This is a genomic window from Streptomyces sp. NPDC017993 (assembly GCF_044328065.1).
Classification (GTDB): Bacteria; Actinomycetota; Actinomycetes; order Streptomycetales; family Streptomycetaceae; genus Streptomyces.
In genome coordinates, this window is record NZ_JBIRGO010000023.1 from 73,519 (window position 1) to 87,687 (window position 14,169).

Consider the following 14,169-nt stretch of genomic DNA (forward strand, 5'->3'; position numbering starts at 1 on the left):
GACCTACGCCGATACGGCGTCGATCCGGGCCAGGGCGTCATCCGCGCCGTACGGCTGCAAGTAGGGCAGCCAGCGCGGATCCCGGTGTCCCGTACCGATGATGCGCCACGCCAGTCCTGACGGCGGGGCGGGTTGGTGCCGCAGCCGCCAGCCGATCTCGGCGACATGGCGGTCGGCCTTGACGTGATTGCAGCGCCGGCAGGCGGCGACGACGTTCTCCCAGGTGTGCTGACCTCCGCGGCTGCGGGGGATGACGTGGTCGACGCTGGTTGCGACGCCACCGCAGTACATACAGCGCCCGCCGTCCCGGGCGAAAAGGGCCCGGCGGGTCAGTGGGACGGGGCCTCGAAAGGGCACCCGCACGAACCGCTTCAGGCGGACCACGCTCGGAGCCGGTATCACGTGGGTCGCGCTGTGCATCAGGGCGCCGGATTCCTCGAGGCTTACGGCCTTCTCATTGAGGACGAGGATGAGCGCGCGGCGGAGCGGTACGACGCCGAGCGGCTCGTACGACGCATTGAGGACCAGGACATGCGGCACGGGTGCCTCCTTGTACGCCGGCGGCGCGTGGCTCGCGCCGGGACGATCTCTCCACAGTGTCCCCCGGTGCCTGGTCGGAGCGCCAGCATGACCGGGTAACGGCCCGGAGGTGTTTTCCACCACACCGCCTCACTTCCCTCCACACCCGCTCTTTCAGGCCGTCGTGGGAGCTGTCCCCACGAACACGGGCGCGGACCGCCCCCGTTGCCCCGTTAGTGTGGTTGGTCTGCCCGGTCCACCGGTGTCCCACCAGGGCCCGGGTCTGCTGTCCCACACGGAAGGTTCTGCTGTGTACTGGTCCGCTTCGCCGGCCGTTGCCGCGCCCCTGGGCGCCACGTCACCCGGCTCCAACGGTGCGACCTCGCTGGACGAGGCCACGGAGAAGGCCACCAACGCCGCCGGCTGGGTGGAGGCGAACTGGGGGACGTGGCTCACGTCCGGCCTGCAGATTTTGCTGATCATCGTGATCGCGGTGGTCCTTCGGCATGTGATACGCCGCACGATCACCAAGTTCATCGAGCGGATGAACCGCACCGCGGCCGCCGCCCAGGGCACCGCGCTGGGCGGCCTCCTCGCCAACGCAGAGAGACGCCGGCAGCGCTCCGAGGCCATCGGCTCCGTGCTGCGCAGCGTCGCCTCCTTCGTGATCATGGGCACCGCGGCCCTGACGGTGCTCTCCGTCCTCAAGATCAACCTCGCGCCCCTGCTGGCGAGCGCGGGAGTGGCCGGTGTCGCCATCGGCTTCGGCGCCCGCAACCTCGTCACGGACTTCCTCTCCGGCGTCTTCATGATCCTTGAGGACCAGTACGGCGTCGGCGACGAGATCGACGCGGGCGTGGCCACCGGCACGGTCATCGAGGTCGGCCTGCGCGTCACCAAGCTGCGCGGCCCCAACGGCGCCATCTGGTACATCCGCAACGGCGAGGTCAAGCGGATCGGCAACCTCAGCCAGGGCTGGTCGACGGCCTTCGTCGACGTCCTGATCGCGGCCGACCAGGACCTCGAACGCGCCCGCGAGACCATCACCGCCACCGGCGAGGAGATGTCCAAGGCCGAGCCCTGGAACGAGCAGCTGTGGGAGCCGGTGGAGGTGCTCGGCCTCAGCGAGGTGCACCTCGACACGGTCACCATCAGCGTCTCGGCCAAGACGATGCCGGGCAAGGCGCCCGGCGTGGAGCGTGAGCTGCGCTGGCGCCTCAAGCGCGCCCTGGACTCGGCCGGCATCCACCTGGCCCCGCGCCCGGCCCCCGAGGAAGCCGCGGAGGAGGCCGTCGACCCCGCCGCCGGTGTCGCCGCCCCGTCGGCCCTCAACAACCCGCTCTCGCCCCAGTCGGTGGCCTCGAACCCGATATCGACCCCGAACCTGAGCAAGTAGGCCCGCCCACAGCCCCTGCGGGCCGGCGGCGAATCGAGCCGCCCTCCGCAGAGGCGGCTCATCGATGTGACCCAGATCACATCGACCGGTGTCATACATCCCTCTCCCTCGAACCGTGTCCCAGGTGTCAGCACCAACGACACGTACGACGGAGAAGGAGACTTCACCATGAAGATCCGCAATCGCATGGCCACGGGGGCCGTCGCTTCGGTTCTGATGCTCGGCAGCGCGGCGGCCCTGGCCGCCGCGGCCCCCGCTTCCGCCGCACCGGCCGCACCCGCGGCGACCGTCGCCCGCCTCGCGGGCGACCTCAGCTGCACCACGAGGTCGGACGGCCGCACAGGCACCGCGGACTGCACCAACAACACCAACCGCACGATCGCCTTCCGCGCGACGGTGGTCTGCGGCTGGTGGCCGGACCAGACCGGCCCCTGGAAGACCCTCAACCCGGGCGCCCGCGACACCTCCGCCGCCACCTGCAGCGGCGGCACCGGCGTCGGCAGCGTCAACTGGCAGGAGGGCTGAGGGCCGCAGCTGAGGGACGCGACTGACGGCCGGCGGCCCACCGAACCGGGCAACGGCCGAAAGCCCGCCTCCCACAGCACCCAGAAGGGGCGCACCGACTGACCACCGGTGCGCCCCTTCGCCGTACGCACCGCCGCCCGCGCCCCGCCTCCGCCGTGCGCCCGCGGCCTCCCGGAAAGTCACCCGGCAGAACCCATTGACGGCGCCCTGAGAGCCGACCTACCTTCCTGTTCATCAATTGGAAGGTTTACTAACAGACGGTCGGATGGACGCGGCAGCGGCAGCCGACGGACGGGGTGACAGGCATGGCCGGAACGCAGGGTCCGCACGGAACGCCCGGAACGCCCCGGGTACTGCGCGCCATGAACGACCGGGCCGCGCTGGACCTCCTCGTATCCCAGGGCCCCCTGACCCGTACCCAGATCGGCGAACTCACCGGGCTGTCGAAGCCGACCGCCTCACAGCTGCTGGCACGACTGGAGACAGCCGGGCTGGTACGGACCACCGGGAACGTCACCGGACGCCCCGGACCGAGCGCCCAGCTCTACGAGATCAACCCGGTCGTCGCGCACATCGCCGCCCTGGCCGTGGACCAACTCGGCATCACCGCCGCGGTCGCCGACATCACCGGACAGGTCCTCGGCGAGGAACGCGTCGAGACCGACGCGGTGGACGAGGACGTGCCGCACCGCACCGCCCAGCTGGTCGCGGCCGCCGTGGACGGCGCACTCGCCAAGGCCGGACTCGGGCGCGAGCAGCTGCACGGCGCGGTGATCGGCACGCCCGGCGCCCTGGACCCGCACACCGGTGAACTGCGCTACGCCCCGCATCTGCCGGGCTGGCACTCGCGGGCACTGAAGGAAGAGCTGGGCGAGGTGCTGGGCACGCCCCTCGTGATCGAGAACGACGTCAACCTTGCGGCGCTCGCAGAACAGCACGACGGCGCGGCCCAGGACTTCGACGACTTCGTTCTGGTGTGGGCCGACGAAGGCGTCGGCGCCGCCATCGTGCTGGGCGGACAGCTGCTGCGCGGGGCGACCGGCGGCGCCGGCGAGATCGGCTACATGCCGCTGCCCGGCGCGCCCCTGGCCCGGGGCGGCGACCGCAGCGCGGCCCGGCCGGACGCCGGAGGCGGCTTCCAGCGGCTGGTCGGATCGCCGAGCGTGGTCGAGCTGGCGCACGAGCACGGCGCACCCGAGGTCCGTACCGTCGAGGAGGCGCTGGCGCACGACGAGGTGCGTGCCGAGGTGGCACGCCGGATGGCGACCGGGCTCGCCGCGGTCGTCGCCGTCGTCGACCCGCGGCTGGTGGTGCTGTCCGGTGAGGTCGCCCAGGCCGGCGGGGAGGCGCTGCGGGCCCTGGTCGAGGAGGAGTTCACCGGGCTGGCCCTGCCACGCCCGGAGCTGCGCATCAGCGATATCGCCGGCAACCCCATTCTCATCGGCGCGCTCCAGACCGCCCTCGCCGAAGCGCGCGACGCCGTCTTCGACACCACCTGACACGCGGCAGGACGGACGGGGGAGCCGGGAGGCGGGGCGCCCTTGCTTCCACCAGGAACCTGCCGCCGGCCCCCATGCGAGAAGCTTCCCGCCGGAAATCCCCGTCGGAATGATTCCCGCCGAAACCCCCGCCGAAATTCCCTTCGGAAATTGCGCGTCGGAAATTGCCCGTCGGAAAGAGCCCGCCCCACCGACCAGCGCTCTCTCAACATCCCCTGCCGTAAAGGAAGTCCGCCATGCCGCGCACGCGCATGCGCATCCGCCTGTCAGCCGCACTGGCCGGCGCCGGACTGCTCGTTTCGGGCTGCGCCAATCCGAGCGTCGGAAGTGACCGCGACGATCCGACCGAACCGGTGACGTTGACGTTCTGGCACGGCTGGTCCAACCAGGGCGAGGTCAAGGCCATCGACGACAGCATCGCCCGTTTCGAGAAGCTGCACCCCAACATCACGGTCAAGGCGATCGGCAACGTCACCGACGAGACCATGAACCAGGCGCTGCGGGCCGGCGGCGACGACGCACCTGACGTCGTGTCCTCCTTCACCACCAACAACGTCGGCCAGTACTGCTCTTCGGGGATGTGGGCGAACCTCGACCCGTTCATGAAGAAGACCGGGGTGGACAAGGCCAAGGTCTTCCCGAAAACACTTCTGGAATACACCAGTTACGAGGGGGCACAGTGCGCACTGCCGCTCCTCGCCGACTCCTTCGGCTTGTACTACAACAAGGACGCCTTCGAAAAGGCCGGTATCGAACGGCCACCGCGCACCATGTCCGAGCTGAAGCGTGACGCGGCGAAACTCACCCGGCGCGCGAAGAACGGGTCGTACGAGCAGGTGGGCTTCATGCCCAATTTCCGCCTCTACCAGAACAGCCCGGACCGCCTGTTCGCCCAGTGGGGACCGGCGTATTTCGACCGCCACGGCGCAGCGCAACTCGCCGACGACCCGCACACCAAGGACTTCTTCGCCACCCAGCGCCACCTGATCGACGCCCAGGGCGGCTACGGCCCCCTGGAGAAATTCCGGACCACCTTCGGCGATGAGATGTCCTCGCAGAACGCCTTCCTGACACAGAAGGTCGCCATGCACATGGACGGCGAATGGCGCGGGCTGATGCTCAACGACGCAAAGGCGAAGTTCCGTTGGGACACCGCACCGATGCCCGTACCCGACGACCAGGCCGACACCTACGGCCGTGGCTACCTCACCGGCACGGTCGCCGGCATCGCCCACAGCAGCCGGCATCAGAACGCGGCATGGGAACTGGTGAAATTCCTGACCGTCAACACCGAACAGGTGGTCCGGTTCGCCAACGCCATCCATAACGTGCCGTCGACGAAAGCGGCCCTGAAGTCGCCGCAGCTGGACACCGATCCGACGTTCCGCACCTTCCTCGACATCGCGCAGAACCCGCACAGCACCGCCCTGCCACCCTCCATCAACGGCGGGCAGTACGTCACCGCACTGCAGGACTTCTCCTACGACGTCGAATCCGGAAAGATCCCGGACCTCGGAATGGGCCTACGCGGCCTCGACGCGCAGATAGACGCCGACAACCTTCAGTCCCGGAACTGACGGAGACCCCGCCATGGCAACGACCACCGCACCCGCGCTACGGCGCAAGCACACCCGTGAACGACTGCGCACCCTCGGTTTCCTCTCCCCCTGGCTGGTCGGCTTCTCCGTCTTCTTCGGCTACCCGCTGATCGCCACCGTCTATTTCTCGTTCATGCACTACAACCAGATCCAGGAACCGGATTTCGTGGGCCTGCGGAACTGGACCTATGTCCTCACCCAGATGCCGCTGTTCGGCCCCGCACTTCTGAACACGCTGTGGCTGGTCGTGGTGATGGTCGCGCTGCGCGTCGTCTTCGGGCTGGGCATCGGCATGCTCGTCACGAAGATCAAAACGGGCACCGGATTCTTCCGGACCGCCTTCTACCTGCCGTATCTCGCACCGCCGGTCGCCGCGACCGTCGCGTTCGTCTTCCTCCTCAACCCCGGCACCGGCCCCGTCAACGAAATCCTCGGCGCGATCGGCATCCCCGCGCCCTCCTGGTTCAACGACCCCGACTGGGCCAAACCCTCACTGGTCATGCTGTCCCTGTGGGGCATCGGCGACCTCATGGTGATCTTCATGGCGGCGCTGCTGGACGTACCGAAGGAGCAGTACGAGGCGGCGGAACTCGACGGAGCGGGCGCCTGGGGAAAGTTCCGCTACGTCACCTGGCCCGCGATCACCCCGATCGTGATGTTCGCCGTCGTCACCGGCGTCGTCCAGACCATGCAGTACTACACACAGGCGCTCGTCGCCGGGAAGCTCGCCTCCGGCATCTCCATCGGGCCGGGCACCGTCATCCAGCCCGGCTACCCCGACCACGCCACCCTCACCGTGCCCCAGCTCGTCTACTCCCTGGGCTTCCAGAACTTCAACACCGGCGCGGCGTGCGTGCTCTCCCTCGTGCTCTTCGTCATCGCCATGGCCGTCACCACCCTGCTGATGCGCAAGCGCGCCGGCCTGCTCCCGGCGGAGGACTGATCCGACATGACCACCACCACCCTCACCGCCCGCCGGACCACGGCCCCCACCGGCGCCACCGGCGCCCCGGCGGCACGCGCCCGCCGCAGACGTCTGCTGCACTGGATCGCCGTGCACGCCGTCGCCATCGCCGTCGCCCTGTTCTTCGTCCTGCCCTTCGTATTCGTGTTCCTGACGTCCGTCATGAGCGACGACCAGGCGATGAGCGGCGAACTGTGGCCCCACCAGTGGAACTGGTCCAACTACGTCACCGTCTTCCACACCCCCGGCTTCCTCGACTGGTGGAAGAACTCCCTGATGTACGCGGGCCTGGGCACCCTCTTCACCGTCTGCTCGGCCGTCCCCGTCGCCTACGCGCTCGCCAAGTTCCGCTTCCGCGGACGCCGCACGGCCATGATCCTCGTCATCTCCACGATGATGCTGCCGCCGCAGGTGATCGTGATCCCGATGTACCTGGTCTGGGCACAGCAGCTGCACCTGGCCGGATCCCTGTGGCCACTGATCATCCCGATGGCGTTCGGCGACGCGTACTCCATCTTCCTGCTCCGGCAGTTCCTGCTGACCATCCCGCAGGAGTACATCGAATCGGCCAAGGTCGACGGCTGCGGCGACCTCCGCACCCTGCTCAAGATCGTCGTGCCGATGGCGAAGCCCGGCATCGCCGCCATCGCCCTCTTCCAGTTCTTCTACTGCTGGAACGACTACTTCGGCCCGCAGATCTACGCCGCACAGAACCCCGCCTCCTGGACGCTCTCCTACGGCCTGGAGTCCTTCAAGAGCGCCCACAGCGTCAACTGGAACCTCACCATGGCCGCGACGCTCCTGGTCATGGCCCCCGTCATCATCGTTTTCTTCTTCGCACAGAAGGCCTTCGTCGAAGGCGTCACACTCACCGGAGTGAAGGGCTGATCAAGAATGAAGCTCGCAGTGGTCGGCGGAGGATCGACCTACACCCCCGAACTCATCGACGGCTTCGCACGGCTGCGTGACGCCCTTCCCCTGACAGAACTCGTCCTCATCGACCCGGCCGCCGACCGGCTGGAACTGATCGGCCGGCTCGCCCGACGGATCTTCGCCGCACAGGGCCACCCCGGACGGATCACCTGGACCCACGACCTCGACGCCGGCGTCGACGGCGCCGACGCCGTCCTGCTGCAACTGCGCATCGGCGGCCAGGCCGCCCGCAACCAGGACGAGACCTGGCCCCTGGAGTGCGGCTGCGTCGGCCAGGAGACCACCGGCGCCGGCGGCCTCGCCAAAGCGCTGCGCACCGTCCCCGTCGTCCTCGACATCGCCGAACGGGTACGCCGTCGCAACCCGGACGCCTGGATCGTCGACTTCACCAATCCCGTCGGCATCGTCACCCGCGCCCTGCTCACCCATGGCCACAAGGCCGTCGGACTGTGCAACGTGGCAATCGGCTTCCAGCGGAAATTCGCCGGACTCCTCGGTGTGCGCCCCGACCAGGTCGAGTTGGAGCACATCGGCCTCAACCACCTCACCTGGGAACGCGCCGTACGCGTCGACGGCGAGAACGTCCTGCCCCAACTCCTCGCCACACACGGCGACGCCGTCGCCGACGACCTGCACATGCCGCGCTCGCTGATCGACCGGCTCGGCGTCGTCCCCTCCTACTACCTGCGCTACTACTACCAACACGACGAGGTCGTCCGGGAGCTGCGCAGCAAGCCGTCCCGAGCGGCCGAGGTCGCCGCCATCGAGAAGCGACTGCTCGACATGTACGCCGACCCGGCACTGGACGAGAAACCGGAACTGCTCGGCAAGCGCGGCGGGGCGTACTACTCGGAGGCGGCGGTGGCGCTGACGTCCTCCCTGCTGCGTGACACCGGAGATGTCCAGGTGGTCAACGCCCTGAACAACGGCACGCTGCCCTTCCTGCCGGACGACGCCGTGATCGAGGTGCCCGCCACGGTGGGCGCCGCGGGGGCCGCGCCGCTGCCCGTACGGCCGCTGGAACCGCTCTTCGCCGGGCTGGTCGCCAACGTCACAGCCTATGAACACCTCGCGCTGGAAACGGCGTTGAAGGGCAGCCGGGACCGCGTGTTCCACGCGCTGCTCTCCCACCCCCTCATCGGCCAGATCGACTACGCGGACCGGCTCACGGACGAGCTGATCGCGCACAACCGGGAGCACCTCACGTGGGCCTGACCGGCACGGCGCTCGCCATCGACGCGGGCAACAGCAAGACGGACGTGGCCGTGGTGGACACGGACGGCAACGTCCTCGGCACCGCTCGCGGGGGCGGCTTCCAGCCACCGGTGGTGGGCGCCGGGCCGGCCGTGGACGTCCTCGCGCCGCTGGTGGCCTCGGCGCTGGAACAGGCCGGGGCGCAGGGGCCGGTCGACGATGTCTCCGCGTATCTCGCCAACGCCGACCTGCCCGCCGAGGAGGACGCCCTGACCGCGGAGATCACCGCCCGCGGTTGGGCGCAGACGGTGACCGTGGGAAACGACACCTTCGCGCTGCTGCGAGCCGGGCTGCCGGACCACGGCGAGCCCGTCGGGGTCGCCGTGGTGTGCGGGGCGGGCATCAACGCCGTCGGGCTGGGACGCGAGGGGGCCACGGCGCGTTTCCCGGCCGTCGGCCGGATCTCCGGCGACTGGGGCGGCGGCGGGCACCTGGCCGACGAGGCCCTGTGGTGCGCGGCGCGCGCCGAGGACGGGCGGGGCGAGCGCAGCGAACTGGCCCGCGCGCTGCCCGCCCACTTCGGCCTGAGCACCATGCTCGAACTCATCGAGGCGCTGCACCTGCGGCACCTCCCCGACCTGCGGCGGCACGAGCTGACGCCGGTGCTCTTCGAGGTCGCCGCGGCCGGCGACCCGATCGCCCGGAGGATCGTCGCGCGGCAGGCGGAGGAGGTCGTACTGCTGGCGTCCGTCGCCCTGGAGCGCCTCGACCTGCTCGGCGAACCGGTACCCGTCGTCCTGGGCGGCGGCGTGCTGGCCGCCCGGCACCCTCTGCTCCACGACCGGGTGGCCCAACTCCTCGCCGAACGCGCCCCGAAGGCGATCCCCCTCGTGGTGACCGCCCCACCCGTCCTCGGCGCGGCCCTACACGCCCTCGACCGGGCGGGGGCGGCGACGGGGGCTTACGAGCGGGTGCGGGGGCGGTGGGGGTAGGGGGGTAGGGGTAGGGGGTAGGGGGGGTAGGGCATCCGCCTCCTTCTCTCCCCGGCCGCCTCCTTCACTCCCCCGGGGGCCCTCCCCCCACCCCACCCCTCCCCCGAAGTTTGCGATTGTTGGGCTGCGCGGCGTGGCAGCGGCGCTTACGTCGTTCACGCGGTCCACGGCACGTCACTTGTGAAGGGTTCGTCCGGCCCCCTCAGTTGATCTGTACGCAGCTTCCGCGCCACGTTTCAACGCGCTCTCCCGGGGCGAGCACAACGTCGACATCACCGTCGGCGACCACGATGTCGACACCGGGCCCTCTTCGGCCCCCCGCCCCCGCTCCGGCGCTCGCCCCACCACCACGTCCCCCCGCACGCATCCCTGCCCGCCCGCCTCGGTCGCGTTCCGTGACGATGATGACGTGTCGGTTGGTGTCGTTGATGACGACGGTGGCGGATCCGTCGGCCCGGTGGTGGTCGATCGGGTAGCACCCGGCGGGGTCGACATAAGTGGTCCGCCCGACGGTGAGGAAACCGCTGGCCACCGGCCCACGGTCGGGTACGGACCAGTACGCGGTCGTGGCGGCGGCGAGGGGTTCGAGGAGTCTGGCCATGCGTCTCACGTGGGTACCTCCGATGCACCGGGACGCGGGTGGGACTCGCGTCGATCACTGCCTCAAGGCTTGATGTCGTCACTCACAGTAGTCGGGGGTGGGGGTGTTGACCACCGGCGCGCGGAGGCGAAGAAGGGGGCGGGTGATGCGCCGCACGCGCCGGTCGGAAACCGCGGTCGGAGAGAGCGGTCAGAGACGGCGGTCGGAGAGGGCCGTCGGAATACAGAGAAGAGTGAGCGGAAGGCCGGGCGCCTGGCGCCCCGATCGCAAGCAGCCCCTGTGCCGGGGCTCCCGGTCGTCGGCCCTCAGTCCTCCAGCGGCAGCGCCAGGTCCCTTACATGGCCGGCGAGCAGCAGGACCGCGGCATCCACGGCCGCCTGGGGGTCCTGCGCGCGGATGGCGTCGGTGAGCCGTGAGTGCGGGTCGGTGGGGGCCGCGGTCGCGGTGTCGAGGCAGGCGGCGCGGCGGAGTTCGGCGCGCAGGGCGGTGCTGAGCGAGCGGTAGATATCGGCGAGGACGGGGTTGGCGCCGGCCTCTGCCACGAGAATGTGGAAGTCGGCGTCGGCGGCCGTGAAGGCGTCGGCGTCCTGGGCGGTGAGGGCGGCGTGGCGGCGCGCCAGGGCGGCTTCGATGCCGGCGAGTTGCCCGTCCGTACGGTGCTTGGCGGCCTGGCGCGCGGCGACGACGTCGAGGCCCTGGCGGACCTGGGTGACGTGGGTGAGCTCGGCGCGTTCGAGGCGGCGTCGGAGGGCGACCGCACTGTCGTCGTCGGAGATCACGAACGTGCCGTCGCCCTGGCGGGGCTCCAGCAGGCCGGAGTGGACGAGGGAGCGGACGGCTTCGCGGACCGAGGCACGGCTGACGCCGAGGGTCTCGGACAGCGCGCTTTCGGGCGGGATGCGGCTGCCGACCGGCCAGGTGCCGTTCACGATCTGGCCGCGGATCTCGTCGGTCGCGGTCTCCACCAGCGACACTCTGCCCTTGCGGACCATCTCCACTCGATCACTTCCCCTTCGGCAGGTCGCCTGATGTCTGGCAACTGTAGTGCGGATCGGGTCGGTCGCGAAGCGGTTCGGGCCGTCATCTCGGGCACCGCCACGGACGGTCGCGTAAGGGGGCCCAGACTGTCACCTCGCACACGGCCTCGGACGGTCGCGTAACGCAGGCCGTCGCCTCCAGGCACCACCGTCGGGCCACCGCCCCGCCCCGCCCCCGACCCGGTCACGGGCCCACTGCCTGCCCGGTCCGCATCTCCCTCCCCGCCCACCGTCCGTCCCGGCGGCGTCCCTGCCGTGGGTCGCGATCGGAACAAGATCGGGGCATTTGCGGTGTGGTTGTCAGTGGCTGCGGACATACTGCTGCCCGTGCACCAGTTCTCGTGAGCGCTCTCGTCCGGACGCGGGGGCCGGGCCGGTGAGTGAGCCAGGGGGAGGTTCTGTGTCGTCCGTGCCGACCAGCAGCGTGTCACCGCCCGTGCCGGGGCGCCGTACCGCGTGGGCCGAAGGGCTGGACGAGCTGCGTGCGGCGGCGACGACCGAACCCGGCAGGCTGCGGGTGATCGGTGCGGTGCTGGCTCTGCTGGTGGTGGTGTTCGGGGCGGTCACCGCCTGGCAGGTGTCCGATCGGGCGGCGGCCGCCGACGATGTCGTGGAGCGCAGTCAGCCGTTGAGTGCGGATGCGGCGAGTATCTACCGCTCGCTGGCGGACGCCGATACGACCGCTGCCGGGGGTTTTCTGGCCGGTGGCGAGGAGCGCAGGACGACGCGCGAGCGCTACGCGGCGGATATCGCGACGGCATCGGAGCTGTTGGTCAAGGCGTCGGCGAACACGCGGGGTTCGGATGCGGCGGGCCGGCTGATCTCCCGGCTCAGTCGCCAGTTGCCGCGATACGCGGGCCTGGTGGAGACGGCGCGGACGAACAACCGTCAGGGGCTGCCGTTGGGTGGCGCGTACCTGCGGTATGCCAACGAGCAGATGCGTACGGAGCTGCTTCCGGCGGCGCGGGCGCTGTATGACGCGGAGACGGGCCGGCTGTCGGCGGATTACGGCGCGGCGAAGGCGTGGCCGTGGTGGGCGTTGGCTTCCGGGGTGGTGGCGCTGGGGGTGCTCGGTTGGGCGCAGCGTCGTCATTACCGTCGGACGAACCGGGTCCTCAACAGGGGGCTGGTGGCTGCGTCGGCGGCTTCGGCGGCTGTGTTGGTGTGGTTGGTGGCGGGGCATGCGATGGCGCGCTCGGGGTTGAGTGAATCGTACGAGCATGGTGCGCGGTCGTTGCGGGTGCTGAATGAGGCGCGGATCGATGCGTTGCAGGCGCGTGGGGACGAGAACTTGACGTTGGTGGCGCGTGGCGCGGTGCTGACGAAGGACCAGAAGGATTTCTATGAGGTCGGGTTCGTTTCGGGGATGACGGATCTGGCGGGGGCCGGACGTGGTGGCGCGGCGGCGGGCAGTCGGCTGGGGGTGGCGGCGGCGCTCGCGGACGATGAGGCGGGGCGGCGGCCGGTGCGGGAGGCGTTGTCGCATGTCCGGGAGTGGCAGGAGCGTCATGCGCAGGCGCGTGCGGCGGATGACCGGGGTGATTACGAGCAGGCGGTGGCGAAGGTGATCGGTACGGATCGGCCGACGCGTGAGTCGTTCGACCGGGTGGATGCCGAGTTGCAGCGGGCGTTGGTGCATGAGCAGGGGGAGTTCCGGTCGGCGGCGGATGGCGGGCGGGGGGCGTTTCGTGGGCTGGCGGTGGGTGCGGCGGTGTTGGGGGTGCTGGCGGCCGTCGGGGCGGTGTTGGGTATCGGGCGCAGGTTGTCGGAGTACCGGTGATGGGCGTGGTGGTGGGGACGTGAGGGTGTGCGCGCGAGGGGTGCGGGAGCTGCGTGCCGCGCCGGCGTCGCCGGTGGTGGCCGGGCTGGGTGTGATGGCGGTGGCCGCTGTGCTGTTGGGGCCTGCGTTGGGTCGTGAGGTCGCGGTGGCCGGAGGGACCGGCTCGGCGTCTGCATCTGCGCATCGTGCGCACCGTCCGGGGGCTGCGCATGCGGCGCCCGCTGCGGCGGAGTGCACGTCGGAGAACGTGGCGGAGAGTCTGCGGCCGTCGTCGGGTGGTGGTGCGGCGGTGGACCGGATCAAGGAGAAGGGCCAGCTGGTGGTGGGTGTGGACCAGAACACCTACCGGTGGGGGTATCGCAATCCGTACACCCGGGAGCTGGAGGGTTTTGACATCGATCTGGCGCGGGCGATCGCCGAGGACATCCTGGGGCCGGACGCCAAGGTCGTCTTCCAGGCGGTGCCGACGAATCAGCGGGTGCCCGCGGTGCGGACGCGCACGGTCGACATGGTGGTGCGGACGATGACGATCAATTGTGCGCGCAAGGAGCAGGTGGCGTTCTCGACGGCGTATTTCCAGGGCGGGCAGCAGGTGTTGGCGCCGAAGGCCTCGAAGATCAAGGCGTTCGACGGTTCGTTGCGGGGGAAGCGGGTGTGCACGGCCGCGGGCTCGACGGGTGAGTCGGAGCTGGCGGCGCAGCGGCATGGTGCGCGGGTGCTGACGGTGCCCAATCAGCTGGATTGCCTGGTGCGGCTGCAGCTCGGTGAAGCGGATGCGGTGGTCACGGACAATGCGCTGGCCGCGGCGCAGGCGGCGCAGGATCCGACGGTGGAGCTGAAGGGCGAACCGTTCACGGACGAGCCGTACGGCGTGGCGATGAACAAGGACGACACGGATCTGGTGCGGCGGGTCAACAAGGTGCTGGACGCCTACCGGGGTGGTGGGGACGACAGTGACTGGATGCGGGCGTATCGCAAGTGGCTGGAGGCGGATCTGCCGGGGGTCTCGGGGCCACCGTCGCCGGAGTACAGCGACTGATCGGGTCACGGGGCGGGCTTGTTGCCGTCACTATGGGCACGGAAGGTGTCCTTGTCCTTGTCGTAGAGGGCGAAGCCGTCAGTATTGAGGGA

The 14,169-nt window shown here is 70.0% G+C and carries 13 protein-coding genes; 10 read left to right on the forward strand and 3 right to left on the reverse strand.

What is annotated here, in order from left to right; translation table 11 throughout:
• Window positions 1-3: 3 nt before the first annotated feature.
• On the reverse strand, window positions 4-540 hold the full coding sequence (locus ACH4FH_RS32430; protein ID WP_006605595.1) for an HNH endonuclease: 537 nt from the start codon (window positions 538-540) through the stop codon (window positions 4-6).
• Window positions 541-829: 289 nt separating this feature from the next.
• On the opposite strand from ACH4FH_RS32430, the gene ACH4FH_RS32435 reads away from it, so the two are divergent.
• From ACH4FH_RS32435 to ACH4FH_RS32470, 8 genes are all read left to right on the forward strand, one after another.
• Window positions 830-1,915: a mechanosensitive ion channel family protein gene (locus ACH4FH_RS32435; RefSeq protein WP_398559523.1), complete on the forward strand. Its 1,086-nt coding sequence runs from the start codon at window positions 830-832 to the stop codon at window positions 1,913-1,915.
• Between the two features lie 168 nt (window positions 1,916-2,083).
• The gene (locus ACH4FH_RS32440) at window positions 2,084-2,440 is read left to right on the forward strand and encodes a hypothetical protein (protein WP_398559524.1); all 357 of its coding nucleotides are present in this window, start codon (window positions 2,084-2,086) and stop codon (window positions 2,438-2,440) included.
• Window positions 2,441-2,745: 305 nt separating this feature from the next.
• The gene (locus tag ACH4FH_RS32445) at window positions 2,746-3,939 is read left to right on the forward strand and encodes an ROK family transcriptional regulator (RefSeq protein WP_398559525.1); all 1,194 of its coding nucleotides are present in this window, start codon (window positions 2,746-2,748) and stop codon (window positions 3,937-3,939) included.
• Between the two features lie 236 nt (window positions 3,940-4,175).
• The gene (locus ACH4FH_RS32450; RefSeq protein WP_398559526.1) at window positions 4,176-5,516 is read left to right on the forward strand and encodes an ABC transporter substrate-binding protein; all 1,341 of its coding nucleotides are present in this window, start codon (window positions 4,176-4,178) and stop codon (window positions 5,514-5,516) included.
• A gap of 13 nt (window positions 5,517-5,529) precedes the next feature.
• A complete protein-coding gene (locus tag ACH4FH_RS32455; RefSeq protein ID WP_398559527.1) occupies window positions 5,530-6,480 on the forward strand; it encodes a carbohydrate ABC transporter permease in 951 nt (316 codons plus the stop codon).
• 6 nt (window positions 6,481-6,486) lie between these two features.
• Window positions 6,487-7,389: a carbohydrate ABC transporter permease gene (locus ACH4FH_RS32460; RefSeq protein ID WP_398559528.1), complete on the forward strand. Its 903-nt coding sequence runs from the start codon at window positions 6,487-6,489 to the stop codon at window positions 7,387-7,389.
• Window positions 7,390-7,395: 6 nt separating this feature from the next.
• Window positions 7,396-8,649: a 6-phospho-beta-glucosidase gene (locus tag ACH4FH_RS32465; protein WP_398559529.1), complete on the forward strand. Its 1,254-nt coding sequence runs from the start codon at window positions 7,396-7,398 to the stop codon at window positions 8,647-8,649.
• Window positions 8,640-9,620, forward strand: coding sequence for an N-acetylglucosamine kinase (locus ACH4FH_RS32470; RefSeq protein ID WP_398559530.1), 981 nt, complete (start codon window positions 8,640-8,642; stop codon window positions 9,618-9,620). Before ACH4FH_RS32465 ends, ACH4FH_RS32470 begins: the two co-directional genes overlap by 10 nt.
• A 202-nt stretch (window positions 9,621-9,822) precedes the next feature.
• Here ACH4FH_RS32470 and ACH4FH_RS32475 read toward each other — a convergent pair whose 3' ends face one another.
• Together ACH4FH_RS32475 and ACH4FH_RS32480 are read right to left on the reverse strand one after the other, a co-directional pair.
• The gene (locus ACH4FH_RS32475; RefSeq protein ID WP_398559551.1) at window positions 9,823-10,221 is read right to left on the reverse strand and encodes a hypothetical protein; all 399 of its coding nucleotides are present in this window, start codon (window positions 10,219-10,221) and stop codon (window positions 9,823-9,825) included.
• A gap of 305 nt (window positions 10,222-10,526) precedes the next feature.
• Window positions 10,527-11,213 (reverse strand): FadR/GntR family transcriptional regulator, encoded by a 687-nt coding sequence (locus ACH4FH_RS32480; protein ID WP_398559552.1) that lies wholly within the window; start codon window positions 11,211-11,213, stop codon window positions 10,527-10,529.
• Between the two features lie 454 nt (window positions 11,214-11,667).
• Between ACH4FH_RS32480 and ACH4FH_RS32485 the strand changes: the two genes are divergently transcribed.
• Together ACH4FH_RS32485 and ACH4FH_RS32490 are read left to right on the forward strand one after the other, a co-directional pair.
• Window positions 11,668-13,038 carry a hypothetical protein gene (locus tag ACH4FH_RS32485; protein WP_398559531.1) on the forward strand — a complete coding sequence of 457 codons (1,371 nt, stop codon included), beginning with the start codon at window positions 11,668-11,670 and terminating at the stop codon, window positions 13,036-13,038.
• Between the two features lie 40 nt (window positions 13,039-13,078).
• Window positions 13,079-14,077: a glutamate ABC transporter substrate-binding protein gene (locus tag ACH4FH_RS32490; protein ID WP_398559532.1), complete on the forward strand. Its 999-nt coding sequence runs from the start codon at window positions 13,079-13,081 to the stop codon at window positions 14,075-14,077.
• Window positions 14,078-14,169: the final 92 nt, after the last annotated feature.